We start from the raw sequence: 24,102 nt of genomic DNA, 5'->3' as shown, positions 1-24,102 counted from the left end.
TCCCCGCGGACGGAATAAACGTCCGCCGCGGGGGTCTATTGATGTGGCCGATCTCCCAAGAACTCGGCGAGCCGGAGAAAAATCCCGATGAAACGTACGATTGTCGCAGGCACCCTGCTGCTGGGTGCGGGCGCCGTGATGGCGCAGCAGGAGATTGCCGTCCAGCAGGACAATCTGATGCGATCGATCGCCAAGAACCAGTACGGTGTCCTGCAGAAGATGAGCAAGGGCGATATCCCCTTCGACAAGGCAGCTGCCGATCAGGCCATCGCCGCCATCGAAGCCGATGTTGCCAAGATCGCCAAGATATTCGAGATCAATCCCAAGCAGGACGTGGTGAACGCGACCTACGGCTCCTCACCGAAGGTCTGGCAGAACAAGGCCGATTTCGATTCTAAGATTCCGCCGGTGCAAAAAGCGATCGCCGACGTCAAAGGCAAGATCACCGATAACGCAAGCCTGAAAGCGGCCTACACCTCGATCAACGACCGCTGCAACGATTGTCACGAAACCTATCGTGTGAAGTTGAAATAACGGGGCGACGAGGACGCGGTGAAGGGGCGGTTGCGAAGGCAGCCGCCTTTTTTGCGTGTCAGTGAGCCGCGGCGAGGCAGTAATTCTGTCCGCAAGGTCTGACGGATCGCTTTGAGAGCGGCTATCTTTGCACCAACGGCCGTGCGTTCATACGAGACGATGCATCCTCCTCCCGACACGCTTAGGACATCAGGGAGTTCCAACGCACGGCGAGCACCTCAATCAACAGCGAGACAGGCCATGGTAAAACCGTTCCCGTCGAAGACCCATATAGGCAACCACATGCTGCATCCGGAAACCCTGATGCTGACCTATGGCTATGATCCGCAATTGTCGGAGGGCGCGATCAAGCCGCCGGTGTTCCTGACCTCCACCTTCGTGTTCAAGACAGCCGAGGACGGGCAGGACTTCTTCGACTACGTCGCCGGCAGGCGCGAGCCGCCGGAAGGCATGGGCGCGGGCCTGGTCTATTCGCGCTTCAATCACCCCAACAGCGAGATCGTCGAGGACCGGCTCGCGATCTACGAGCGCACCGAGAGTTGTGCGCTGTTCTCGTCCGGCATGGCGGCCATCGCCACCACGATCCTGGCCTTCGTCCGCCCCGGCGATGTCATCCTGCACTCCCAGCCGCTCTATGGCGGGACGGAAACCCTGCTGACGAACACGCTCGCACGCCTGTCGATCGGCGCCGTCGGCTTTGCCGACGGCGTCGACGAGGCGGCGGTCAGGCAGGCCGCGGAGGAAGCCATGGCCAAGGGCCGGGTTTCGATGATCCTGATCGAGACGCCCGCCAATCCGACCAACGGGCTGGTGGACGTCGCAATGATGCGCCGGATCGCCGAAGTGATCGGAAAGGAGCAAGGCGCCACGCCGATAATTGCCTGCGACAACACGCTGCTCGGGCCGGTGTTTCAGCGGCCGATCGAGCATGGCGCGGATATTTCGCTGTACTCGCTGACGAAATATATCGGTGGTCACTCCGACCTGATCGCGGGCGCCGCGCTCGGCTCGAAGGCGATCATGAAAGGCATCAAGGCGCTGCGTGGTGCCATCGGTACCCAGCTCGATCCGCATTCCTGCTGGATGATCAACCGCTCGCTTGAGACGCTGAGCCTGCGCATGGAGAAGGCCAACGACAATGCGCGTCTGGTCGCGGACTTCCTGCGCGATCATCCGAAGGTGGCGAAGGTCCACTACCTCGGTCATCACGCGGAGGCTTCGCCGGCGGGGGGTGTGTTCGCGAGGCAATGCCTGGGGGCGGGCTCCACCTTCTCCTTCGACATCGCCGGCGGCAAGGAGGCCGCAGTGAAGTTTCTCAACGCGCTGCAGATCCTCAAGCTGGCGGTCAGCCTCGGCGGAACGGAATCGCTCGCGAGCCTGCCCGCGACCATGACCCATTCCGGCGTGCCCGCCGACATCCGCCAGAAGATCGGCGTGCTCGATTCCACGATCCGGCTGTCGATCGGCATCGAGAACCCGTCGGACCTGATCGCCGACCTCACGCAGGCGTTGAACGCGGCTTGAGGGCATCGGGAATCGAAAAGGCCGGGCGCGCCCTCCGTCGCGCCCGGCCTCTCCGTGAAGTGCAGCCCTGAGGCTTACTTCGTCACCTGGCCGCGGATCTCGCCGCCCGGGTTCGCCGCCGTGTGGATGTTGATGTAGTATTTGCCGCCGAGCAGATCGGAGGCCTGTGCGTCCGTGAGGGTCGCTTCACCCTTGACCGGGCTCGAGGCCGCATTCGGGATCGGGACGGCAACGCCGGCGTTCTTGCCGGCCTCGGCCGGACCATGGAAATGCGCGGCGGTGGCGGGGCCGGAGAGGCCGGAATAGGTGACCGTCCAGGACAGCTTCTTGCTGGCGGCATCGTAGTCCAGATCGGCCGTTCCGGTGGCGCTGCTGGTGTTGGGGGGAACTTCGGACTTGCCGTCCAGGGTCGCCTTCAGTTTCTCCGCGCCGGCCGGGGCGGCGAAGGCAACGGCAGCTCCGAGTGCCAGTATGGCAAGAACGGCTTTGGTCATGGGTCTCTCCCTGTTGAGGCCTGATTGCCCTTCAAACAGTATGTCATGCGATTTATTCCGGCATGGCAGCTGGCGGTCTAAAATATTCGTGGTTGGCTCGGGCGCAACATGACCCTTAAGTTCGCGCGCTCACGATGGAATGATCGAATGCTGCTACGAACGCTTTTTGCCGCCGTGATCGCCGCCGGCGCGGCGTTCGCCCTCTATTGGTGGTTGACCGCCCCGGCCGTGCTGGCCTTGCCGGCGCCGAGCCGCAGCCCCGACCTCGCCAACGGGCAGGAACTGTTCAACGCCGGCGGCTGCTCATCCTGTCATGCCACCCCCAACCAGCCCGATCGCCTGCGGCTTGGCGGCGGGCTGGCGATCGGCTCGCCGTTCGGGACTTTCTATGGGCCCAATATTTCTCCCGATCCGGCCGATGGGATCGGCCGCTGGAGCGAGGCCGATTTCGTCAACGCCGTGATGCGCGGCGTCTCGCCCACGGGCACGCACTATTTTCCCGCGTTTCCCTACACGTCCTATCGTCTTGCCAGCATCGATGACGTCCGCGACCTCTTTGCCTATCTGAAGACGCTGCCGCCGGTGTCCGGCAAAGTGCGCGACCACGCGCTGCCGTTTCCCTTCAACATTCGCCGCAATCTCGGCATCTGGAAACAGCTGTTCATGGACACTGCGCCGTTCGTCGCGGACGCCGCACGTTCGCCGCAATGGAATCGCGGCGCCTATCTCGTCAACGGGTTCGGCCATTGCGCCGAATGCCACAGCCCGCGCAATGCGCTCGGCGGCATCATCGGCAGCCAGCGCTTTGCCGGCGGGCCCAATCCGGAAGGCGAGGGCTGGGTGCCCAACATCACGCAGCAGGGCATCGGCAACTGGAGCGAGAAGGATATCGCGGATTTTCTCGAGACCGGCGACATGCCCGAGGGCGACAGCGCGTCGGGCGCGATGCGGGCGGTGATCAAGAATCTGGCGCAACTGACGGCGGAAGACCGCGCCGCGATGGCCGTGTATCTGAAGTCACTTCGGCCGGTGCAGGGACCGACACCGCCCCAGCGCCAGCAAGGCAGCTGAGCCGCAACGCTAGCCCGTGCCGAACGCCTTGAAGGTGATGATGGTGAGGGTGTCCTGGATGCCCGGCAGAACCTGCACCTTCTCGTTCACGAAATGACCGATGTCGGTATCCTTGTCGACGTAGAACTTCACCAGGAGGTCGTATTGGCCGGCCGTGGAATAGATCTCGGAGGCGATTTCGGCTTCGGCAAGCGCATTGGCCACCGTATAGGACTGGCCGAGCTTGCATTTGATCTGAACGAAGAAAGGAACCATCGCGGACACTCCGAAAGCGTAGTCTTCCGGCTAATAGGCCAAAACCGGCCGGATTTAGCAAGCGTGCTTGCTGGGTTCGGCGCGAGCTTGCTAAGACGGGTGATGGCTCGAAAACGCGGAAAATCGTCATGACGACCCCGGTCGCACTCACCATCGCCGGCTCCGATTCGAGCGGCGGCGCCGGGATCCAGGCGGACCTGAAGACCTTCGCCGCGCTCGGCGTCTACGGCGCCTCCGTGATCACGGCATTGACGGCGCAGAACACGCGCGGCGTCACCGGCATTCACGCGGTGCCAGCCGGGTTCGTCACCGCGCAGATCGACGCGGTGTTCTCCGATCTCGACGTCGGCGCGGTGAAGATCGGCATGGTGGCCCAGGTCGCCAGCATCGATGCGATCGCGGCCGCGCTGTCGCGCTGGAAGCCGCGGCATATCGTGCTCGATCCCGTGATGGTGGCGACATCAGGCGACCGCCTGCTCGCCAGTGAAGCCGTCGATGCCCTGCGCACCAGGCTGATCCCGCTGGCATCGGTGATCACGCCCAATCTGCCCGAGGCCGCGGCGCTGCTCGACGAACAGGTCGCGGCGAGCGAGGCGGAGATCGAAAGCCAGGGACGGCGGCTGCTGGCGCTGGGCTGCCGTGCGGTCCTGATCAAGGGCGGACACGGCGAGGGCGCGGAGAGCATCGACTATCTCGTCGGCACGGACACCGTGATCGCGCTCGCCGCGCCGCGCATCGCCACCCGCAACACCCACGGCACCGGCTGCTCGCTGTCCTCGGCCGTCGCGGCGGGGCTGGCCAAGGGCGAGGATCTGGAGACCGCCGTGCGCAATGCCAAGGCCTGGATCAGCGCCGCGATCGCAGCCGCCGACCGCTTCAGCGTCGGTCACGGCCACGGGCCGATCCACCATTTCCACAGGTTCTACTGATCCGTTTCACCCTCCCCTGGAGGGGGAGGGTCGGCTCACATTGAGCGCAGCGAGATGTGAGACGGGGTGGGGTGAAGGCCTCTCCGCGTCTGACAGTGCCCTAGAGGAGAGATCACCCCACCCCGCTCGCGCTGCGCGCGATCGACCCTCCCCCTCCAGGGGAGGGTAAGAGTTCATCTCTGGCTCCGGGGTCTCGCGCACCCCTGCGACCCCATGTCGCCTGATTGTCGCATGCGACTGATATTCGCGGGGAGGGCGAGGCGAGGTTTGATTCGTATCTGAGGGCGCCTCAAGGGTTGGTCATCCCCCTGTCACGGGACATTGTTACAGGCTGGCGCATGGGAAGTTACGATGTGAGTGACGAGAGCCCTGAGCGGCGCTTTCGCACGTTGTTCATCTCCGACGTTCATCTCGGAGCCCGCGGTTCTCAAGCCGATCTTCTGCTCGACTTCCTGCGCTACCACGACGCCGAGACCATCTATCTGGTCGGCGACATCGTCGATGGCTGGGCGCTGAAATCGAGCTGGCACTGGCCGCAATCGCACAACGACCTCGTCCAGAAGTTGCTGCGCAAGGCCCGCAAGGGCGCCAAGATCATCTACATCCCCGGCAATCACGACGAGTTCCTGCGCAACTATTACGGCACGCATTTCGGCGGCATCGACGTGGTCGAGAACACGGTTCACGCCGGCGCGGACGGCAAGCGCTATCTCGTCATCCACGGCGACATCTTCGATCTCGTGGTGCAGAACGCGCGCTGGCTCGCCCATCTCGGCGACAAGGCGTACGACTTCGCGATTCAGATGAACCGCCTGGTCAACTTCTTCCGCCGCCTGTTCGGCGTGCCCTATTGGTCGCTGTCGCAATGGGCCAAGCAGAAGGTCAAGAACGCCGTCAACTATATCGGCGCGTTCGAGCAGGCACTCGCCGCCGAGGCGAGGCGGCACGACGCCGATGGCGTGATCTGCGGCCACATCCACTACGCCGTGATCCGCGACGAGGGCGGCATCCGCTACATGAATTGCGGCGACTGGGTCGAGAGCTGCACGGCGCTGGTCGAGCACGACGACGGTCATTTCGAGATCATCACCTGGGCGGATCATTTGCAGAAGCCGGCGGCGGTTCCGCAGGTTGCAGCCCGAGCTGCATGACAGAGGCCGCCTGATGCGCATCCTGGTCGCGACCGACGCCTGGCACCCGCAAGTCAATGGTGTGGTTCGGACGCTGACCAAGCTCGCCGACGCCGCCAAGGGATTCGGCGTCGAATTCACGTTCCTGACGCCGCAATCGTTCCGCACCTTTGCGATGCCGAGCTATCGCGACGTGCGGCTCGCCATGCCGCGTCCGGCGCGCATTGCGAAGCTGATCGAGGAAGCAAGCCCCGACAGCATCCACATCGCGACGGAAGGGCCGATCGGCCTGATGGTCCGCCGCTATTGCCGCCAGCGCAGGCTGCCGTTCACGACCAGCTTTCATACCCGCTTCCCCGAATATGTCCGTGCCCGCGTGCCGGTACCGGGCTCGCTGATCTGGCGGGCGCTGCGCCGCTTCCATAGCCCCAGCCGCGCCGTGATGGCGGCGACGCCTGCGCTTGCGCGCGAACTCACCGAGCGCGGTTTCGACAATGTCGTTCTGTGGCCGCGCGGCGTGGATACGGCCCTGTTCCATCCTCGCGTGATCGATCTCTGCCTGCCCGCACCGGTGTTCCTGTCGGTCGGCCGGGTCGCGGTGGAGAAGAATCTCGAGGCGTTCCTCGCGCTCGATCTGCCCGGCACCAAGGTGGTCGTCGGCGACGGCCCCGCGCGCGCCTCGCTGGAAGAGGCCTATCCCGATGCGATCTTCCTCGGCGAGAAGCACGGCGAGGAACTGGCGGACATCTATGCGGCGGCCGACGTGTTCGTGTTCCCCAGCAAGACCGACACTTTCGGCCTGGTCCTGCTGGAGGCGCTCGCCAGCGGGCTGCCGGTAGCGGCCTTCCCGGTGAAGGGCCCGCGCGACGTGATCGGCGGCGCGCCGGTGGGCGCACTCGATCACGATCTGCGCAATGCCTGCTTCGCCGCACTCGACATCAGCCGTCAGGACTGTGTTGAATTCGCCGCGAATTGTACTTGGGAGGCCTCGGCGCGCGTCTTCATCGACAGCATTTCGGCGGTCGGCGCGGTGCTGCCCGGCCGTATCGGGGCGGAACAGCCACTCCGGGTGGCCTGAGCGGGAGGATCCTCTCGCGGAGGTGTCTTGCCCGGCCCTCATCGGCCGCGATAACATCAGCCATGACCGAACAGCTCCTCCCGATCGGCCCCGCCGATATCGACGCGGCAGCGCGCGTGATCGCGCCCTACGCCATCCGCACCCCGCTGTTGTCCTTTCCCGTGCTCAACGAGCGCGTCGGTGCGAAAGTCTTCCTGAAGCCCGAGATGCTCCAGCGCACCGGCTCGTTCAAGTTCCGCGGCGCCTTCAACAAGGTGTTCTCGATCCCGCAGGACAAGCGCGCCGGCGGCGTCGTCGCGTTCTCCTCCGGCAACCATGCCCAGGGCGTGGCGGCGGCGGCAAAGATCCTCGACATGCAGGCCACCATCGTGATGCCCGCCGATGCGCCGCTGTCCAAGCGCGAGCGCACCAAGTCCTACGGCGCCGAGGTCGTGCTGTACGACCGCGACCGCGACGACCGCGAGGCGATCTCGCGCGGCATCGCCGAGAAGCGTGGCGCGACGCTGGTCAAGCCCTATGACGATCCCTTTGTGATTGCGGGGCAGGGCACCGCCGGCCGCGAGATTGCGGAGGACATGGCGACGCTCGGTCTTGCCCCTGATATCGTGGTGGCCCCGGCCTCCGGCGGCGGCCTGATCGCGGGCGTCGCGACCGCGATCAAGGCGCGCTATCCGCGCGCCGAAATCGTGGTGGCCGAGCCCGAAGCCTTCGACGACCACGGCCTGTCATTGACGGCTGGCCATCGTGAGCCGCACGCACCGGCGGGCCGCACCATCTGCGATGCGCTGATGGCGCTGATCCCCGGCGAGATGACCTTTGCGATCAACAGCAAGCTGCTCGCGCGTGGCGTCACGGCGTCGGACAAGGAAGTCGGCGCGGCCGTCGCCTTCGCCTATCGCGAGCTGAAGCTCGTGGTGGAGCCCGGCGGCGCGGTGGGCCTTGCCGCGCTGCTCGCGGGACGCCTGGATGTGACGGGGAAGAACGTCGTCATCGTGCTGTCCGGCGGCAATGTCGATGCAGAATTGTTCGCGGAGCTGGTGGCGTAGCTGTCATTCCGGGGCTCGCGAAGCGAGAGCCCGGAATCCATTCATCCACCAACTCTGCCGCCCGATGGATTCCGGGCCTGCGCCTTGCGGCGCATCCCGGAATGACAAAAACATGAAGACGGGGCAGAGCGGTCACGCTCTGCCCCTCGTCTTGCGACTCATCGCAATCACCGCATGAAGCCGCCGCGGCGATTGCCGCCATTGTTCATGCTGGGGGCCTGGTTCATCGACTGCCGGAAGTTGTTGTTGCTGCTGACCATGCGGCTCGGCACCGTGTTGAGCTGCGGCCGGTGGTTCGGCACGTTGTTTTGCATCTGCACCTTGTTCACCGGGTTGTTGTTGAGCTTGACGATGCCGGTGTTGCCGTTGTTGACGCGGATGGGATGGTTCTGCGTCTGAACGGGCTTCACGTCGACAGTCGAACCGCCCTTGCCGACGTTCACCGGCATGCTCACGATCTTGCCCGGCCTGGCGTTGCCGCCATTCGGAGTGGTGTTGGTGGCAGGCAAGGTCACGATCTTGCCGGAGCCGCCAGCGTTGTTGGTGGTATTGGTCGGCGCCGGCAGGGTGACGATCTTGCCCGGCGTCTGCGACGGCTGGTTCGGCTGGTTGTTGTTGCCGGTCGGCAGATTGACGATCTGACCGCCATTGCCGAGCTTGCCGATCACCTTGCCGTCGAGCGGTTTCTGCACAACCGGCAAATTACCATTCACCTGCGCGCCATTACCCTGCTGCAGCAGCGGCATGTACTTGGGCTGGCCGAGACTGCCAATCTTGATGGTCGGGGCAATGGTCTGCGGCGCCAGGAACTTGGTCGCCTGCATCAAGGGGATCTGCTTCGGCTGCGCTTGCAGCTTCAGCGCGACCTGCGCATAGGGGCTGTTGCCGTAGCTGTCATAGAAGCTCTTGTAGGCGACCGGCGAATTGGCGAGCACCGCCTTGTGCCAGGCCTGCGAGATCAGGATGTTGTTGAGCAGCCAGCGGACGTGGTCGCACAGCGGGTCGTGCGGATACATCCGGATGAACTCCTGATAATATTCCGGACGGCCCTCGGACACGACGTAGTCATAGGCCTGGCGCGTCGAACGGCTCGGCAGGTTGGAAGCCACCTGCACCACGGGCGCTTTCACCGGCGCGCGGTTGGCGGCGACGGCGGTGTCACCGAAGAAGGTGAAGTCTGAGGTCAGCGAGGAGCTCTCCCACGGGATCTGCGCGCCGCTGGTGGTCTGGTTGACCTGCAGGCGCACACGCTTGAACAGCTGCTCGATCGGCACGTTGGGCTCGCGCGCGACCTTCAGAAAGGCCTGCGTGTAGGGGCTGTGACCATCGGTGCCGTCGAGCGCCTCAGTGCCCGGAGCCGTCGAGTAGCCGACGATCGAGCCGTTCGGCGCGTCGACGATTGCAAGGCCGCGGCCGGCGTCGTTGACCTCGGGGAACGGATTGTTGCGGCAGGCATCGAGAATGACGATGCGCATGCGGCTCGGGATCGTCTCCAGCGTCGACATCACGTCGACGAGGCGCACCGAATTGTTGACGAGCTCAGTCGGGCTGGAGACCTTGGCGTCGACGGGAACGAGATAGTTCTCGCCGGCGAGCTGCACGCCATGGCCGGCGTAGTAGACCATCGCCACCGTGTTCGGACCGCGCGAGGCGACCTTGGCGGAAAAGTCCTGAACGACGCGGAGCATGTCGTCCTGGGTCAGATCGGTGGCGGCGACCACTTCGAAGCCCGCCGAATTCAGGAACTGCGCCATCGATTGCGCGTCGTCGTCGGGGTTCGCCAGTTGCGGCGCGTTCCGGTAGTTCGCATTGCCGATCACCAGCGCGACCCGCTGCTCCGGGCCTTGCAGCGCAGTGGGGGCAGGCTGGACCGGCGCGACCTGCGCGGAAACGGGCCCGCAGGTAAAGCCGAACAGGCTTCCAAGCAGGCTTGCCGTCATCAGGAAAGGCTTTAGGCGGAACATGGCGTGCTCCTCTGGCACTGATCTCGATGCGAGATTGGTTGCGAGCAAGCCTGGCTGCGTTCGAGTTTGAATACCGTGATCCCTGTCACCATGACGGTGGACGTGATCTGAATCACGCCGGGAACCTGCTATGGTGAACGATCGATGAGAGGACCTTCCGCCACATGCTGAAATCGATCGATCCCATCCTCACGCCCGATCTGCTCTGGCTGCTCGCCTCCATGGGCCACGGCGACGACCTCGCGGTCGTCGACGCCAACCATCCGGCGGCGCGTATAGCGCAAAGCACATCGTCGCAGCGCCTGATCCAGCTGCCAGGCATGAGCATGGAGGTCGCCATCCGCGCCATCATGTCGGTCTATCCGCTCGACGATTTTGATCCCGATCCGGTGCGCGTGATGATGCCTGTGGACGGTCCCGACCGCGTGCCCGAGGTGCAGCATGCGGTGCTGGCCGAGATCGTGCGCGGCGCCGGGCTCGCCGTCGCGCCCGGCAAGCTCTCGCGCTCGGATTTCTATCGTGCGGCTGCAGCGAGCTTCGGTGTGGTGCAGGTTGGCGATAGCAGGGGCTATGGCTGCTTCCTGATCCGCAAGGGCGTGATCAGCTAGCGTGCCGCGTTCGATGACGCACGCTTGGTGCAAATCGGATGCGGTCATCGCGTACGATGATCCGCGCATGGCCCCGTTCATTCAGCACTCGAATTTGAATGGCGTTCTCGCGGCCGACTGTCTAAAATCAACCCATGTCTCGCCTTATGTGTCTATTCGTTGCTATCATCCTGTCGCTGCTGCCGGCCGTCGCGCCCGTCGAGGCCGCGCAAAAGCGTCCCAAGCCGGTCTGGAAAGGCTATGGCTTCCTGCCGGGCTATCGGCAGCCGCTCAGCAACAGCATCCCGCTCTACAAGCAGAAGGACGCGATGCAGCGCCTGTCGCGCGCCGACCGGCGCCATTGGTACATCGACCCGGTTCCGCAATATTATCGCTGGGACGGCGAGTGGCACTATTTCGGCCGTCCCGGATTCAACGGCGGCCGCTACAACGGCGGCAGTTATGGCCCGTGCTGGACCCGCACGCCGATCGGTGCGGTGTGGAATTGCGGGTGAGGAGTAGCTGACGGCGCCTGCTGTCATTGCGAGCGCAGCGAAGCAATTCGGAGTCTTTCCGCGGAGGGATTCTGGATTGCTTCGCTGCGCTCGCAAGGACGGGAAGGTGGGAGTGTGCGCCTCAACGATCTCGTGCCCCGGACGCAGCGCAGCGCTTCTTAAGCGGTGCGCTGCTGAGCCGGGGCCCAGTTTTGCGGCCGAGGGCGTGGCTTTGGGTCCCGGATCTACGCTTCGCTTGTCCGGGACACGAAAGTGAGTACGCAGCGCCTCCTCACGAGAAGAACGCGATCTTCTCGGCCTGGGTCATGCGGCGGATCGGGGCGAGCGGGTCGTTGGCCGGGGCGCGCGGTTTTTGCAGGATGCCGCTGGCGAGGATGGTGGCGCCGAGCGAGGCGTCGGACATGGAGGCGATGGAGGCGGGCAGGGGCGAGGGCATCGGCAGCGTTGCGGTCGGGGCCGATGATGCTGCGGCCGCCATCGGTGGGGCCTGCTGCTCCATCACTTCGGCGGCGGCTTCCGCAATGGCGTCGGTGAGTCGCGCCAGCGAGTCCATTGCGATCGGCGCGTCGGCGGGCTCTTCCATCACGGGCACGGCGACGGGCTGAGGCGCGATCGGCTCCGGTAGCTCGGCCGCGACGGACGCTGGGGCTTCCGTAACCATCGGCTCCGGAACCGCCGCTTCCATCTCGGCCTGCACGATGATCTCGTCGAACTCCGGATCGGGTGCGGCCATCTCCAGCGCGATCGCGTCGAGGATGGCTTCATCCTCGGCCTCGGCAGCGGCGTCGAGCGAGAGCCCGTCGCTTGCTTCGGGCAAGGCCTCCGGCTGAGTGGCCGGCTCTTCGAATGCGACGGTTTCTAGCCCGGCATCATCAGGTGCGACGGTTTCGAGCGGCGCGCCTTCGGCAGGGATCTGGCTTTCGGCCGCGATCTCCTGTGCGGCAGCCGCGTCCATCGCCCGCTCCGCCATGGCGTCGGTTTGAGCGACGGTGCTTGCTTCGACGGCGGCATCGCGTTCCGGAGCTGCTGAGATCTCTTCGCGCACCTCCGTAAAAGCCACGGGTGCCTCGCTCGCCATCGCCGCAGGCGCGTGCTCGACGGGAGCCTCCGCGAAGGGTGAAGCCGCTTCCTGCACCGGAGACGCGGGCGCCGCCTGCGGCGCCCCGCCGCCGTCGGTCTGGTCGACCCGGTCCTTGAGCAGATCGAATGCGATCCTGAGCTCGACGCGGGGATCGATCGCCTGGGCCTGGCCGCAGGCGGCCTCGATCGAGGCGAGCTGCGAATCGATGAGGTCGCAGATTCGCCCGTCGGCGCCGATCTCGCGCCAGCGCCAGGAGATCTCCTTGATGATGCGCACCCCGCGCGGAATTGGCGCGAGGCTCGCCTCGATCGCAGCGGGGTCGAACGCCGCCAGCGCGATCGCCTCGGCCTCGCGGATGGCGCGGCGGATCTCGACGAGGGCTTCGGGCAGGCGGTCCTCGACGACCGGTTGTCGCTGCGCCGCAAGGGTTTCTTCGATCCTGGCGACCGCGTCCAGCACCATGCGCGTGTCGGCGTTGCGGTTGCGCTTGGCGTATTCGCCGAGGAACCAGCGGCCCCGCGCGGTCTCCATGAAGGCTTCGCGGATCGCGTCGTAATCCTGCTCGTTCGGCTCGGCCGCGCGGGCAGACATCGGCGAAAGGGCAAATGCTTCGTTGGCCATGGCGATCTCGTCGCGCAAATCACCGCGCGTTATTGTAACGATCACCACGATATCGACCGAATCGCAATTGGTTTGATGCAGTCCGAATCACAAATCCCCATCACTGCAGCGCAGAAGCGGCGATTCGCGGTGAACCTCGCCGTGTTCTATTCGGCCTTCTTCGCCGTTCTGGGCACGCATATGCCGTTCTTCCCGGTCTGGCTGAAGGCGATCGGCGTGGACGCAGCCTGGATCGGCATCATCAACGCGCTGCCGGCGATCACGCGCTTCACCACGCTGCCGCAAGTCACGGCCTTTGCCGAGAAGCGGCATGCCATTCGCGCCGGCATCATGCTGTCGGTGCTGGCGACGGCTGTCGGATTTTCGGCCGTCGGCCTGCAGCAGCAGCCGCTGGCGCTGTTCCTGCTCTACGCGCTGACCTGCATGATGTGGACGCCGACGATGCCGCTGACCGACGCCTATGCGCTGCGCGGCGTCGCCCGTTACGGGCTCAACTACGGGCCCCTGCGGCTGTGGGGGTCGGCGGCGTTTGCAGCCGGCTCGCTCGCCTGCGGCTATCTCGTGGACGTCATTGCTCCGCGCGACCTGATCTGGGTCATCGTGGCCTGGGCCGTTGTTGCGGTTCTCGCCAGCCTGCTGCTGCAGCCGCTCGACGATCTCGGGCGGAGGCCGCCACAGACGCATGTCGGCAAGGCCTTGCTGCGCGATGCCGGCTTCTGGGCCGTGATCGCAGCGGCGGCGTTGATCCAGAGCAGCCACATCGCGTTCTACACCTTCTCGGCCATCAACTGGCAGCTCCAGGGCCTCAGTGGGGTGACCATCGCGGCGCTGTGGACGCTGGGCGTAATCGCCGAGATCGTGGTGTTCGCGCTGTCGCCGCGCTTCTCGCTGCATCCGTCCACGCTGATGGCGATCGGCGGCCTGACCGCCGTGTTGCGCTGGATCATCACCGCCAGCGAGCCGCCGCTCGCGCTGCTCGCGATCGCCCAGCTCGGCCACGGCTTCAGCTTCGGCATGACCATTCTCGGCACCATGAACCTGCTGGTGCAGCGGGTACCCTCGCATCAGATCGCGCGCGGGCAGGGCTATTACGCCGCCTGTAACGGATTGCTCGGCGCGTTGACGTCGATCGCAACAGGCGCGATCTACGCCCGCATCGGCGACGTCGTCTATTACGTCATGGCCGCGATGGCCGCGGCCGGCGCCATCCTGATCTGGTCGGCGCGGCATCGGCTCAAGGCTCAGCCCCAGAGCGAAGCGTCGGGCGGATAGACCAAGCTGCCGTCGTAGCGCAGGCCATGGTCGCGGTCGCGTGCCAGCAGCAGGGGGCCGTCGAGGTCGACGAAGCGGGCCTGCGGCGTCACCAGCATGGCTGGGGCCATCGACAGCGAGGTCGCCACCATGCAACCGATCATGATCTCGAAGCCGAGCGCCTGCGCGGCATCGGCCATGGCCAGCGCCTCGGTGAGGCCGCCGGTCTTGTCGAGCTTGATGTTCACGGCATCGTAGCGGTCGCGCAAGGGCGCGAGCGAGGCGCGGTCATGCACGCTCTCGTCGGCGCAGACGGAAAGCGGCCGCTTGATCCGCGCCAGCGCCTCGTCCTTGCCCGCGGGCAGCGGCTGCTCCACCAGGGTGACGCCGGCCGCGGCGCAGGCGGCGAGGTTCGCTTCCAGATTGGCCTCGGTCCAGGCCTCATTGGCATCGACGATCAGCTCGGATTCAGGGGCGGCCTTGCGCACCGCCGCGATCCGCTCCGGATCGCCGTCGCCGCCGAGCTTGATCTTGAGCAGCGGACGGTGCGCCGCCTTGGCGGTCGCCGCGGCCATCGCTTTGGGCGTCCCTAACGAAATCGTGTAGGCGGTGGTGCGCTCGCCCGGCACGGGGCGGTCCAGCAGGTTCCAGGCCCGCAGGCCCGCTTTCTTGGCCTCGAGGTCGATCAGGGCGCAATCCAGCGCGTTGCGGGCCGCGCCTGATGGCATCGCGGCCTGGAGGGCCTGCCGCGTCAGCCCGCCTGCCACGGCCTCACGCATCGCCTCTACGGCGGCCAGCGTTGCCTCCGGCGTCTCGCCATAACGGGGATAGGGCACGCATTCGCCGCGGCCGGTCAGGCCGCCCCAGCCGACCTCCGCCACGACAGTCACGGCTTCGGTCTTGGCACCCCGGCTGATGGTGAAACTTCCCGAGATCGGGAAGCGCTCGATTCGCGCCGCCAGAGCGGCAAATGTCGTGGAAGTCATTTTGAACTCTGGCGAAATCTGAACCTGCTAGTTACCTCTAGCAACTAACGTTAACCCCTTGGGGATACCTTCTCTGGGTAAGGGCGCGTGCGCAACCATCTGATTCTCTCCGCCCCGGTATGGGAGCGGATACTTTGAGCAGCGATCCGAAGCTCGAACGGATTGCCAAGGGCGACGCACTGGCACTTTGCGCTACCGGGACCTGGACCGCGAGCTTCGCGCCGGTCCTGGAGCGGATGGTGACCGAGGCCGAGAAGCTCGCAGGCAGCCCGCAAAACATCTTCATCGACGTCTCCGAGGTCGCCAAGCTCGACACCTTCGGCGCCTGGCTGATCGAGCGGCTGCGCCGCAGTCTCACGCAAGGCTCCGTCGAGGCGCAGATCGCGGGGCTGTCCGCGAATTACTCCAGCCTCGTCGACGAAGTGCGGCGGGTCAGGGCGACGGCCGTGGTCGAGACCAGCCCGATCACCATCTCCGGCATGCTGGAGCAGATCGGCCGGACCGTGGCCGGCGTCGCCGGGACGGTCGCGGGCCTCGTCGACATGCTGGGCGCCGTGCTCGCGGCGTGGTTCCGCGTCCTGATCCATCCCAGATCGCTCCGTCTGACCTCGACCGTGCATCACCTGGAGCAGGTGTGCTGGCGCGCGGTGCCGATCATCGTGCTGATCACCTTCCTGATCGGCTGCATCATCGCGCAACAGGGCATCTTCCATTTCCGCAGGTTCGGTGCCGACATCTTCGTCGTCGACATGCTCGGCGTGCTGGTGCTGCGCGAGATCGGCGTGCTGCTGGTCGCGATCATGGTCGCGGGCCGTTCGGGCAGCGCCTACACGGCCGAGCTCGGCTCGATGAAGATGCGCGAGGAGATCGACGCGCTGCGCACCATGGGCTTCGACCCGATCGAGGTGCTGGTGCTGCCGCGCATGATGGCGCTGGTGCTGGCGCTGCCGATCCTGGCCTTCCTCGGCGCGATGGCGGCGCTCTATGGCGGCGGTTTGGTGGCCTGGCTCTATGGCGGGGTCCAGCCCGAGGCTTTCCTGCTGCGCCTGCGCGATGCGATCTCGATCGATCATTTCATCGTCGGCATCGTCAAGGCGCCTGTCATGGCGGCGGTGATCGGCATCGTCGCCTGCGTCGAAGGGCTCGCCGTGCAGGGCAGCGCGGAATCGCTGGGTCAGCACACCACGGCCTCGGTGGTGAAGGGAATCTTCTTCGTCATCGTCATGGATGGCATCTTCGCCATCTTCTTCGCCTCGATCGGGATGTGACGATGGCAAGGGAAACTCAAGGCGAAATCCAGGACCCCATCATCCGCGTCCGCGGCATCACCGTGCAGTTCGGCGAAACGCGCGTGCTCGACGGCCTCAACCTCGACGTCAGGCGCGGCGAGATCCTCGGCTTCGTCGGTCCCTCCGGCGCGGGCAAGTCGGTGCTGACGCGCACCATTATCGGCCTCGTGCCGAAGGTTGCGGGCTCCATCGAGGTGTTCGGCGTCGACCTCGATTCCTCCAGCACCTTGCAGCGGCGCAACGTCGAGCGGCGCTGGGGCGTCCTGTTCCAGCAGGGCGCGCTGTTCTCCTCGCTCACGGTGCGGCAGAACATCCAGTTCCCGATGCGCGAATATCTGCGTGTCTCGCAGCGGCTGATGGACGAGATCACCATGGCCAAGCTGGCGATGGTCGGGCTCAAGCCCGAAGTTGCCGAACGCTTTCCCTCCGAGCTCTCGGGCGGCATGATCAAGCGCGTGGCTCTGGCCCGCGCGCTCTCGCTCGATCCGGACCTCGTGTTCCTGGACGAGCCGACTTCGGGTCTCGACCCGATCGGGGCCGGCGATTTCGACGAACTGGTCCAGACGCTCCAGCGCACTTTGGGGCTGACCGTTTTCATGGTAACCCATGACCTCGACAGCCTTTACACAGCATGTGACCGCATCGCCGTCTTGGGCAACGGTAAGATCATTGCCGCAGGGTCGATCGCCGACATGCAGGCCTCGCAGCATCCCTGGCTGAGGCAGTATTTCCATGGCAAGCGTGCCCGCGCGGTCATGAGTTGAGCAGCAGGGTTGAGTAGCCGGAGCACTGATGGAAACGCGGGCGAATTACATTCTGATCGGCTCGTTCACGCTGGCGGTGATCGCGGCGGCGGTCGGCTTCGTGCTGTGGTTCCAGTCGCTGCACACCACCAAGCAGCGCAGCCCGTTGCGCGTGGTGTTCGAGGGCCCGGCGGCGGGCCTGCGCAACGGCGGCAGCGTCAACTTCAACGGTATCCGGGTGGGCGAGGTGGTCTCGGTGAAGCTGGACAACCCGCGGCGGGTTGTCGCACTGGCCATGATCGAGAACAATGCGCCGATCCGCAAGGACACGCTGGTCGGGCTCGAATTCCAGGGTCTCACCGGCGTCGCCGCCATCTCGCTGAAGGGCGGCGACGAGGCCGCGGCGCCGCCGCCGCTCGACCAGGACGGCATCCCCACGCTCACCGCCGATCCCAACAAGCTTCAGGACGTCACCGAGGCGATCCGCGCCACGCTGCAGAACATCAACAAGATCGTCGCCGACAATCAGGAGTCCGTGAAGAACTCGCTGAAGAACCTCGAGACCTTCACCAACTCGCTCGCCCGCAATTCCGAGAAGATCGACGGCGTGATGGCCAAGGTCGACGGCGTCATGCTCAAGGCCGACAGCCTCATGCTCGGCCTCAATACGCTGGCCGGCGGCAAGGACGGCGGCGAGCTGTTCCAGGCGGTGAAGTCGATCCGCGAATTGGCCGACGACTTCGACAAGCGCTCGGGGGCGCTGATGGCCGACGGCCGACGTACCCTCGGCGACATCAGCCGCGCCGTGAACAATTTCGACCGCAACCCGACCCGCGTGCTGTTCGGCGCCAGCAACTCGTCGCAGCCCGCCCCGCCGCCCGAGCCGCCGAAGCCGGCGGCAGCGCCGAGGCGGTAGGGGCACGCGTTCGTCCACTTCGCACTTTGGTTGTCGTAGGTCTCGTGTCCCGGACGCGCAGCAATGCGTCAGCGTTGCTGCGCTGAGCCGGGACCCAGACGGCAACACGGGTACGAGCTGTGAGATGGGCCCCGGCTCTGCAGCGCACCGCTGACCGGACGATGCTCCGCATCGCCGGGATAGCGCTGCGCTGCGTCCGGGGCACGAGTGCGAATCACGCGCCCAAAACAAAAACGGAGGCCCGTGAGGCCTCCGTTTTCATTCGCTATCTGCTTTCGCGTCTCACCCCAGCCGTCCCGCCGCATGCGCGAGCAGCGTGTAGACCAGACCCGTCTCCGAGGTCAGGTGGCTGCGCAGCTCCTGCGGGCCGCGGCCGTCGCGGGCGACTTCGTCGAGCAGGCGCTCGAACTCGACGACGTAGCGGTCGACCGTGCCCTTGAAGTTGCGGTCGGCGCGGTACTTGCGGGCGACCTCGTCGAAGGCCTTCTGGCCGGCCGGCGTGTAGAGGCGCTTGGTGAAGGCCTTGTTCTCGCCGCGCTGGTAGCGGTCCCACATCTCGGCGGCGAGGTTGCGGTCCATCAACCGGCCGATGTCGAGCGACAGCGATTCCAGCGGATTGCCGCTGGCTTGCGGGGCCTGCGGCTGCGGCGCGGGCGCCGCGGGGCGGCGCGGGGCCTCACGTCCGGACGGAGCGCCCTGGTTGGCGTCCGTGCGGCTCAGCAGGTCCGACAGCCAGCCGTCGCGGCCCTGGTCGTTGCCGCCAGGCGCAACCGGCGGCGCTTCGGTACGACGCGAGGGTGCGGGCATGCCGAGGTCCGGCGGCGGCAGCGTGGACGCGCTGCCGGTGTCGCGCATGCGCGTCTCGGCGACACGAGCGCCTGCAATCGCCATCACCGGCTCTTCCTGGCGGTGCACGCTCGCGCGGCCCGCCGTGGTGACGTCGAGCCCGCGGCCGTGCTGGGCCACGATGCGGTTGAGCTCGGCGAGCGCCTCGATCTGGTCGACGATCACCTTGCGCATCTGCGCGGTGCTTTCGGCGGCCTCCTGCGGCATCTCGAGCACGCCGCGGCGCAGCTCGTTGCGGGTGGCTTCGAGCTCGTTGTGCATCTCGAGAGCCATCTGCTTCATGCTGGCGACGAGGTTAGTGAACTTCTCGGTCGACTGCTTGAACATCGCATCCGCCTCGTCCGTGGTCTGGCGGTAGATGTCGTGCATGGCCTCGATGGTTTGCCGGTGCTCCTCCTCGGACGCCACGCGCACCGCCTCGAACTGACGGGTGATCGCGGCAGAGCCTGCGCCGGCGGTCTCGGCGACGACGCGGGCGATGTCGCGGGCGCGCTCCTCGGCGGCCGCCAGCGATTCATCGAGCAGGCCGGTGAAGCGCGACAGCCGCTGGTCGAGATCGGCGGTGCGCAGGTCGATGGTGGTGACCAGCGATTCCAGCGCCTGCTTGCGTTCGGCGAGCGAGGCGGTGGTGTTCTTGTTGCTCTGCTCGACCACCTGCGCGGCCTCGACCAGCGCCTGGCCGTGCTTGTCGAACTGCGTCGACAGCTCGCCGAGGTCCTGCAGCGCCTTCGTGGTCTTGCTGTTGAAGACGTTGAGCTGCTCTTCCAGGTTCTGGGTCGCAGCGCCGTTGCGCGAGGTGACGTCGTTCATCGCCGACACGAAGTCGGCGACGCGCGTCACCAGCGCCCGTTCCAGCGAGTTGAGGTTGTCGTGCGCACCGGTCAGCACCTCCTGGAGCAGGATGTTGCCTTCGCGCAGGCGCTCGAACAGCGCCACCGTGTCGGTGCGCAGGATCTTGCTGGTCTCCTGCATCTCGGTGACGGCCGCGATCGAAACCTGGCGCGACTGGTCGATCGCGGAACGCGAGGCCTGCTCGAGGTCCTTGAGCGACTTGCTGACCGCGCCGGTGGCGATCTCGCTCGCGACGTTGATGGTGCGGGCGACTTCCGAGCCGTTGCCCATCATGGTCTGCGAGAAGGCCTGGCCGCGCGTCTCGATCGACTTCAGCGCATCGGATGTGACGCGGTCGATGTCGAGCGTGAGCTGGCTGGCCTTCGAGCCGATCGCGTCCACCAGCGCACCGCGTTTGGTGTCGATCATGCTCGACAGGCGGTCGGCCTGCTGCTGCACATAGGTGACGATCTCGTCGGTCTTGCCGGTCATGGCCTGGCCGAAGCTGGAGGTGGCGGCGAGCACCGAACGCTCGACGTCGGCCGAGCTCGACTTGACGCGCGAGCTCGCCTCGTTGGAGGCGGAGATCAGCGCGTTCTGGGCGTTGAGCGCGCTGGTCTGGATGTCGCTGGTCGCGTTGGCCGTGGCCGTGCTCAGCGTGCGCTCGATCTCGGTCGAGATCGTGCGGATCTGGTTTGCGGCGTCGGCCGAGGTCGAGGTCAGCGAGATCTGCGCCTCGCGCGCGCTGCTGAGGATGGTCGATGCGGTGTCGGCGCCGACCGAGGTCAGCGTGCGCTCGATGTCGGTGGTCAGCGACTTGATCTGACTCGCCGCGTCGGTCGAAGCGGAGATCAGCGAGCCTTGGGCCTCGCGAACGCCGCTGGTGAGCGCCTCGATTGTGGCGCCGCCGGCGGTCGCAAGCGCGCGCTGCATCTCGGCCGCGAGCGAACGGACCTGGCTGGTTTGTTCCGCGGAGACAGCAAGGAGGGTGCTCTGGGCGTCGCGGGCGCTGGTAGTGATGGTCTCGGCGGTCGACTGGCCGACCTGCGAGAGCGAACGGTGCACCTCGGCGGCGAGCGACTTGACCTGGCTCGCCGCATCCGACGACGCCGTGACCAGCGTGTTCTGGGCCTCGCGGGCGCCGCTCATGATGGTCTCGGCGGTCGAAGTCCCCGCCATCGTCAGCGAGCGCTGCACGTCCGAGGACAGCGCCTTGATCTGGTTGGCGGTCTCGGTCGAGGCCGCGATCAGCGCGCTCTGCGCATCGCGGGCGCCGGCGGTGATCGATTCGGCGGTGGCGGTGCCGGCCATCGACAGCGAGCGCTGCACGTCGGCAGTGAGGGTCTTGACCTGGCTCGCCGCATCCGAGGACGCCGTGACCAGCGTGGTCTGCACCTCGCGGGCTCCGGCCAGGATCGAGGCCGCAGTGGCGGAGCCTGCTGCGGACAGCGTGCGTTCCACGTCGGCCGCGAGCCCCTTGATCTGGTTCGAGGCCTCGCCCGATGCCGCGACCAGCGTCGATTGCGCTTCGCGGGCGCTGGTCAGGATCGAGTTGGCGGCGCCGGTACCGACCGCGGTCAGCGCCTGCTCGACCTCGGCCGAGGTCATCTTGAGCTGGGCGTTGACGTCGGAGGAGACCGTCAGCAGCGACTGCTGGGCGGTGCGCGCGCCGGTCTGGATCGTCTCGCTGGTGTTGACGACGAGGTTGGTGAGCGAGCGCTCGGCGTCCTCGACATGCGAACGGATCGCGGTCGAGATCATCTCGGCGCGGGACATCATGTCCTCGCTCGCCTGGCGTCCGCTGCTTTCGATGCGGCCGGCGACGGCCTCGACGCGGGAACCGAGCAGGTCCTCGAACTGCGCCACGCGGACATCGATGTCGCTGGCGACCGAGCCGACCTTGGTCTCGATGGCCTGCTGTATCTCCTGGAAGCGCGCGGTGACCGTGTCGGTCAGATGCGTGCTGCGGCCGTCGATGATCTCGGTCACGCCGGTGATGCGGCGGTCGACCGCCTCGATCGCCTGCGCGGTGCCGTCCGTGAGGGTGGAGGTGAGGAGGGTCAGGCGCGTATCGATCGACTGCACGGCCTGCGAGGCGCCGTTCGTGACCGCGGTCGCCAGGTAGGTGAGGCGGGAGTCGATGGATTCGAGCGCCTGCGTCGCGCCGCCGCTGAGCGTCATCGTGAGATGCGTCAGGCGGGTATCGATCGACTGGATGGTTTGCGAGGCCCCATCGGTGAGCGAGCTCGTGAGATGGTTGAGGCGCGCATCGATGGTCTCGATGGCTTGCGAGGTCCCGTCGGTCAGCGAGCTCGTGAGGTGGTTGAGGCGCGCATCGATGGTTTCGATCGCCTGCGAGGCGCCGCCGGTGAGCGTCGTCGTGAGGTGGGTGAGGCGGGAGTCGATCGACTGGATCGCCTGCGCGGCACCGTCGGTCAGCGACGTCGCCAGCGTGCTGATGCGCCCGTCGATGGTCTCGGTCATGGACTTGGCACGGGTGTCGAACGACTGTTCGAGCGCGGCGACACGGCCGACGAGCTGCTCGTCGAACGTCCTGATATGGCCTTCGATGGTGCCGTCGAGGCTGGCGATCTTGCCGTCCAGCGAGGCGTCGATATTGCCGACACGTTCGCCGATCGTGGTCTCGAATTGCGCGAGGCGCTGGTCGAGGATCGCGGTGATCTCGCCGCCGTTGGCGGTGAAGCGGGTGTCGAAATTGTCGACATAGGTCTTCAGCGACTCATGGATGTCCTGCGTGCGCTGGCCCATGCGCTCGACGATCTCGCCGCCGAAAGTCTTCACGGTGCGGTCGAACTCGGAGATATGGCGCGTGATCAGCGCGCCCAGCGTGCCGGAATCGCGGGCGAACTTCTCAACCAGCTCGGTGCCCTGGTTCCGCACCAACTCGTCGAACGCGCTCATCTGCAGCGACAGCGAATCGTGCGCGGTCTCGGTCTGGTTGACGACCTTGGCGACGAGGGCGTTGACCGTGGCGTCGAGCGCCTCGCTGGCCTTGTCGCCGCTCGTCATGATCTGCCCGGCGAGGCGGTTGCCGGCATCGTCGATCTTGGCGGAGATGTCGTTGGAGCGCAGCTCGAGCTCGAGCAGCAGCGAATCCGACGAGTTCTTCAGGCTGTCGTGCACCTGCTCGGTGCGCTCGGAGATGCCGTCGACGATCGCGGCGGAGCGCTGCTCGAACTCGCCGGTGATGCGGTCGATGCGCTCGTTCAGCATCTCGTGGACGCGGTCGGCGAGGTCGACGAACTCGTCGTGGACGTGGCCGGTCTTGAAGTTCAGGCTGGTGGTCAGCCGCTCGCTGGCGTCGAGCACGGCGCGCGTGGTCTCGTTGCTGGCTTCCTCGAGGCGGTCGAGCAGGTCGCCGCCGCGCTCGCCGAGCGCCAGGATCATGTTGTCGCCGGCATTGCTCAGCGCCTGGGTGATGTGGGCGCCGCGCTCTTCGAGGGCGCCGGTGATCGACTTGGCGACCTCGTCGACGCGGGAGGCGATCGCGTCCGAGATCAGCGCGATGTCGTGGCGCAGGTCGATCTGCACGCCCGAGATGGCGCTGCGGACCTGCTCGGCCTGGCCGACCAGATTGTCGCGTTGATGGGCGATGTCCTGGAGCAGGGCGCGGATGCGCACTTCGTTGTCGGAATAGGCCCGTTCGAGCGCGGCGACCTCGTTGGCGACCAGCGTCTCGAGCTCGCCGGCGCGCGCGATGGCGCGTTCGATGCCGTCGCCCATCGCCGCGACCTCGCGGCGAATGGCCTGGCCGACGGTGACCATGGAATCGGAGGCCGAACCTTCCGGCTCGGAGAAGCGGATCGCGACCTGCGCCATCGCCTGCGCGATCATGCGCATTTCCTGACCTCGCCAGACCAGGCTCGCCAGGAAGTAGAACAGCATGATCGGCGCGAAGAACATCGCGACGAGACCGGCGATGACGAGAACGCCGCCGCTCTGGCCCATGGCGGCCTGGATCGAGGGCAGGAAACCGACGGTCAGCGCGGCGCAGGCCGCGAGCCAGATGCCGGCGAAGATGGTGGCAAAGGTGTAGACGCTGCGGGCAGGGCGGCCCTTCTGGAGCGCCTGGAGCAATTGTCCGATGGTCTCGCGGTCGTCGTTGGCGGCGCGGCGTGCGGTGCGCGGCTCCTCGACCGGGTCGAACACGGTCGACCGCTCATTGGCGGCCGGTCGCGGCTCGAAGCTCGGCTCGTCGAAGATCGGGGGCGCGGGTGGCGACACCGGGGGCGCCGTTTCGTTGCGCATCGTGGCGTTGCGGCTGGTATCCGCGGCCGTGTCGCTGATGTTCAGGGCTTCCTGGATCGCAGAAAGCGCAACTTCTGTGGGGTCTTTGACCTTTTTCGGAGTGTTCGCCATGTCAGTCCGAGCCCTCGTTACCTGTACGCGT

19 protein-coding genes are annotated in these 24,102 nt (G+C 66.2%); 13 read left to right on the top strand and 6 right to left on the bottom strand.

From position 1 onward, the window contains the following. Window positions 1-87: 87 nt before the first annotated feature. Window positions 88-534, top strand: a complete 447-nt coding sequence (locus tag AC3WLX_RS11865) for a cytochrome c (RefSeq protein WP_492336058.1) — start codon at window positions 88-90, stop codon at window positions 532-534. Window positions 535-774: 240 nt separating this feature from the next. Then, the gene (locus AC3WLX_RS11860; RefSeq protein WP_492336057.1) at window positions 775-2,058 is read left to right on the top strand and encodes a cystathionine gamma-synthase family protein; all 1,284 of its coding nucleotides are present in this window, start codon (window positions 775-777) and stop codon (window positions 2,056-2,058) included. A 74-nt stretch (window positions 2,059-2,132) separates the two neighbouring features. Here AC3WLX_RS11860 and AC3WLX_RS11855 read toward each other — a convergent pair whose 3' ends face one another. Next, a complete protein-coding gene (locus AC3WLX_RS11855) occupies window positions 2,133-2,552 on the bottom strand; it encodes a CHRD domain-containing protein (RefSeq protein WP_291619075.1) in 420 nt (139 codons plus the stop codon). Window positions 2,553-2,699: 147 nt separating this feature from the next. On the opposite strand from AC3WLX_RS11855, the gene AC3WLX_RS11850 reads away from it, so the two are divergent. After that, window positions 2,700-3,623, top strand: coding sequence for a c-type cytochrome (locus AC3WLX_RS11850; protein ID WP_492336056.1), 924 nt, complete (start codon window positions 2,700-2,702; stop codon window positions 3,621-3,623). 9 nt (window positions 3,624-3,632) lie between these two features. Here AC3WLX_RS11850 and AC3WLX_RS11845 read toward each other — a convergent pair whose 3' ends face one another. Then, window positions 3,633-3,878 carry an Lrp/AsnC ligand binding domain-containing protein gene (locus AC3WLX_RS11845; protein WP_018642903.1) on the bottom strand — a complete coding sequence of 82 codons (246 nt, stop codon included), beginning with the start codon at window positions 3,876-3,878 and terminating at the stop codon, window positions 3,633-3,635. A 128-nt stretch (window positions 3,879-4,006) separates the two neighbouring features. Between AC3WLX_RS11845 and thiD the strand changes: the two genes are divergently transcribed. From thiD to AC3WLX_RS11825, 4 genes are all read left to right on the top strand, one after another. Then, window positions 4,007-4,807 (top strand): bifunctional hydroxymethylpyrimidine kinase/phosphomethylpyrimidine kinase, encoded by an 801-nt coding sequence (gene thiD / locus AC3WLX_RS11840; protein ID WP_492336055.1) that lies wholly within the window; start codon window positions 4,007-4,009, stop codon window positions 4,805-4,807. A 338-nt stretch (window positions 4,808-5,145) separates the two neighbouring features. After that, window positions 5,146-5,958 carry a UDP-2,3-diacylglucosamine diphosphatase gene (locus AC3WLX_RS11835; protein ID WP_291626161.1) on the top strand — a complete coding sequence of 271 codons (813 nt, stop codon included), beginning with the start codon at window positions 5,146-5,148 and terminating at the stop codon, window positions 5,956-5,958. A 13-nt stretch (window positions 5,959-5,971) separates the two neighbouring features. Then, window positions 5,972-7,015, top strand: a complete 1,044-nt coding sequence (locus AC3WLX_RS11830; RefSeq protein WP_492336054.1) for a glycosyltransferase family 4 protein — start codon at window positions 5,972-5,974, stop codon at window positions 7,013-7,015. Window positions 7,016-7,077: 62 nt separating this feature from the next. Next, window positions 7,078-8,061, top strand: coding sequence for a threonine/serine dehydratase family protein (locus AC3WLX_RS11825; RefSeq protein ID WP_492336053.1), 984 nt, complete (start codon window positions 7,078-7,080; stop codon window positions 8,059-8,061). A gap of 167 nt (window positions 8,062-8,228) precedes the next feature. Here the strand turns inward: AC3WLX_RS11825 and AC3WLX_RS11820 are convergent, their stop codons facing one another. Next, on the bottom strand, window positions 8,229-10,025 hold the full coding sequence (locus AC3WLX_RS11820) for a caspase family protein (RefSeq protein WP_492336052.1): 1,797 nt from the start codon (window positions 10,023-10,025) through the stop codon (window positions 8,229-8,231). 164 nt (window positions 10,026-10,189) lie between these two features. On the opposite strand from AC3WLX_RS11820, the gene AC3WLX_RS11815 reads away from it, so the two are divergent. Continuing rightward, window positions 10,190-10,633, top strand: a complete 444-nt coding sequence (locus tag AC3WLX_RS11815; protein ID WP_492336051.1) for an RbsD/FucU family protein — start codon at window positions 10,190-10,192, stop codon at window positions 10,631-10,633. A gap of 134 nt (window positions 10,634-10,767) precedes the next feature. After that, window positions 10,768-11,127, top strand: a complete 360-nt coding sequence (locus AC3WLX_RS11810; protein WP_492336050.1) for a hypothetical protein — start codon at window positions 10,768-10,770, stop codon at window positions 11,125-11,127. Between the two features lie 271 nt (window positions 11,128-11,398). On the opposite strand, the gene AC3WLX_RS11805 is transcribed toward AC3WLX_RS11810, so the two are convergent. Then, window positions 11,399-12,829 carry a hypothetical protein gene (locus tag AC3WLX_RS11805; RefSeq protein ID WP_492336049.1) on the bottom strand — a complete coding sequence of 477 codons (1,431 nt, stop codon included), beginning with the start codon at window positions 12,827-12,829 and terminating at the stop codon, window positions 11,399-11,401. A 75-nt stretch (window positions 12,830-12,904) separates the two neighbouring features. Between AC3WLX_RS11805 and AC3WLX_RS11800 the strand changes: the two genes are divergently transcribed. Further along, complete coding sequence (locus AC3WLX_RS11800; protein ID WP_492336048.1) at window positions 12,905-14,101, top strand: MFS transporter; 1,197 nt, start codon at window positions 12,905-12,907, stop codon at window positions 14,099-14,101. Here the strand turns inward: AC3WLX_RS11800 and dgcA are convergent. Continuing rightward, complete coding sequence (gene dgcA / locus AC3WLX_RS11795) at window positions 14,071-15,066, bottom strand: N-acetyl-D-Glu racemase DgcA (protein WP_492336047.1); 996 nt, start codon at window positions 15,064-15,066, stop codon at window positions 14,071-14,073. The two genes, AC3WLX_RS11800 and dgcA, sit on opposite strands and share 31 nt — an antisense overlap. A gap of 134 nt (window positions 15,067-15,200) precedes the next feature. On the opposite strand from dgcA, the gene AC3WLX_RS11790 reads away from it, so the two are divergent. Genes AC3WLX_RS11790 through AC3WLX_RS11780 form a run of 3 tightly spaced genes read left to right on the top strand, consistent with a single transcriptional unit; the run spans window position 15,201 to window position 18,014 of the window. Continuing rightward, window positions 15,201-16,334: an MlaE family ABC transporter permease gene (locus AC3WLX_RS11790; RefSeq protein ID WP_492336046.1), complete on the top strand. Its 1,134-nt coding sequence runs from the start codon at window positions 15,201-15,203 to the stop codon at window positions 16,332-16,334. A gap of 2 nt (window positions 16,335-16,336) precedes the next feature. Beyond that, entirely contained in the window at window positions 16,337-17,119 is a 783-nt protein-coding gene (locus tag AC3WLX_RS11785) for an ABC transporter ATP-binding protein (protein WP_291630987.1), read from the top strand. Between the two features lie 28 nt (window positions 17,120-17,147). Beyond that, the gene (locus AC3WLX_RS11780) at window positions 17,148-18,014 is read left to right on the top strand and encodes an MlaD family protein (protein ID WP_492336045.1); all 867 of its coding nucleotides are present in this window, start codon (window positions 17,148-17,150) and stop codon (window positions 18,012-18,014) included. Between the two features lie 282 nt (window positions 18,015-18,296). Here AC3WLX_RS11780 and AC3WLX_RS11775 read toward each other — a convergent pair whose 3' ends face one another. Further along, complete coding sequence (locus tag AC3WLX_RS11775; RefSeq protein ID WP_492336044.1) at window positions 18,297-24,071, bottom strand: apolipoprotein A-IV repeat region-like domain-containing protein; 5,775 nt, start codon at window positions 24,069-24,071, stop codon at window positions 18,297-18,299. Window positions 24,072-24,102: the final 31 nt, after the last annotated feature.

This window comes from Bradyrhizobium sp. FW305-F6 (assembly GCF_058782905.1).
Note: the sequence above shows the minus strand (reverse complement) of the source record. Positions and strands in the feature narration are given on the sequence as shown.

Excerpts from the sequence above, each read along its gene's own strand:
- AC3WLX_RS11865 (WP_492336058.1), top strand. The coding sequence starts at position 88 with ATGAAACGTACGATTGTCGCAGGCACCCTGCTGCTGGGTGCGGGCGCC.
- AC3WLX_RS11860 (WP_492336057.1), top strand. The coding sequence starts at position 775 with ATGGTAAAACCGTTCCCGTCGAAGACCCATATAGGCAACCACATGCTG.
- AC3WLX_RS11855 (WP_291619075.1), bottom strand. The coding sequence starts at position 2,552 with ATGACCAAAGCCGTTCTTGCCATACTGGCACTCGGAGCTGCCGTTGCC.
- AC3WLX_RS11850 (WP_492336056.1), top strand. The coding sequence starts at position 2,700 with ATGCTGCTACGAACGCTTTTTGCCGCCGTGATCGCCGCCGGCGCGGCG.
- AC3WLX_RS11845 (WP_018642903.1), bottom strand. The coding sequence starts at position 3,878 with ATGGTTCCTTTCTTCGTTCAGATCAAATGCAAGCTCGGCCAGTCCTAT.
- thiD (WP_492336055.1), top strand. The coding sequence starts at position 4,007 with ATGACGACCCCGGTCGCACTCACCATCGCCGGCTCCGATTCGAGCGGC.
- AC3WLX_RS11835 (WP_291626161.1), top strand. The coding sequence starts at position 5,146 with ATGGGAAGTTACGATGTGAGTGACGAGAGCCCTGAGCGGCGCTTTCGC.
- AC3WLX_RS11830 (WP_492336054.1), top strand. The coding sequence starts at position 5,972 with ATGCGCATCCTGGTCGCGACCGACGCCTGGCACCCGCAAGTCAATGGT.
- AC3WLX_RS11825 (WP_492336053.1), top strand. The coding sequence starts at position 7,078 with ATGACCGAACAGCTCCTCCCGATCGGCCCCGCCGATATCGACGCGGCA.
- AC3WLX_RS11820 (WP_492336052.1), bottom strand. The coding sequence starts at position 10,025 with ATGTTCCGCCTAAAGCCTTTCCTGATGACGGCAAGCCTGCTTGGAAGC.
- AC3WLX_RS11815 (WP_492336051.1), top strand. The coding sequence starts at position 10,190 with ATGCTGAAATCGATCGATCCCATCCTCACGCCCGATCTGCTCTGGCTG.
- AC3WLX_RS11810 (WP_492336050.1), top strand. The coding sequence starts at position 10,768 with ATGTCTCGCCTTATGTGTCTATTCGTTGCTATCATCCTGTCGCTGCTG.
- AC3WLX_RS11805 (WP_492336049.1), bottom strand. The coding sequence starts at position 12,829 with ATGGCCAACGAAGCATTTGCCCTTTCGCCGATGTCTGCCCGCGCGGCC.
- AC3WLX_RS11800 (WP_492336048.1), top strand. The coding sequence starts at position 12,905 with ATGCAGTCCGAATCACAAATCCCCATCACTGCAGCGCAGAAGCGGCGA.
- dgcA (WP_492336047.1), bottom strand. The coding sequence starts at position 15,066 with ATGACTTCCACGACATTTGCCGCTCTGGCGGCGCGAATCGAGCGCTTC.
- AC3WLX_RS11785 (WP_291630987.1), top strand. The coding sequence starts at position 16,337 with ATGGCAAGGGAAACTCAAGGCGAAATCCAGGACCCCATCATCCGCGTC.
- AC3WLX_RS11780 (WP_492336045.1), top strand. The coding sequence starts at position 17,148 with ATGGAAACGCGGGCGAATTACATTCTGATCGGCTCGTTCACGCTGGCG.
- AC3WLX_RS11775 (WP_492336044.1), bottom strand. The coding sequence starts at position 24,071 with ATGGCGAACACTCCGAAAAAGGTCAAAGACCCCACAGAAGTTGCGCTT.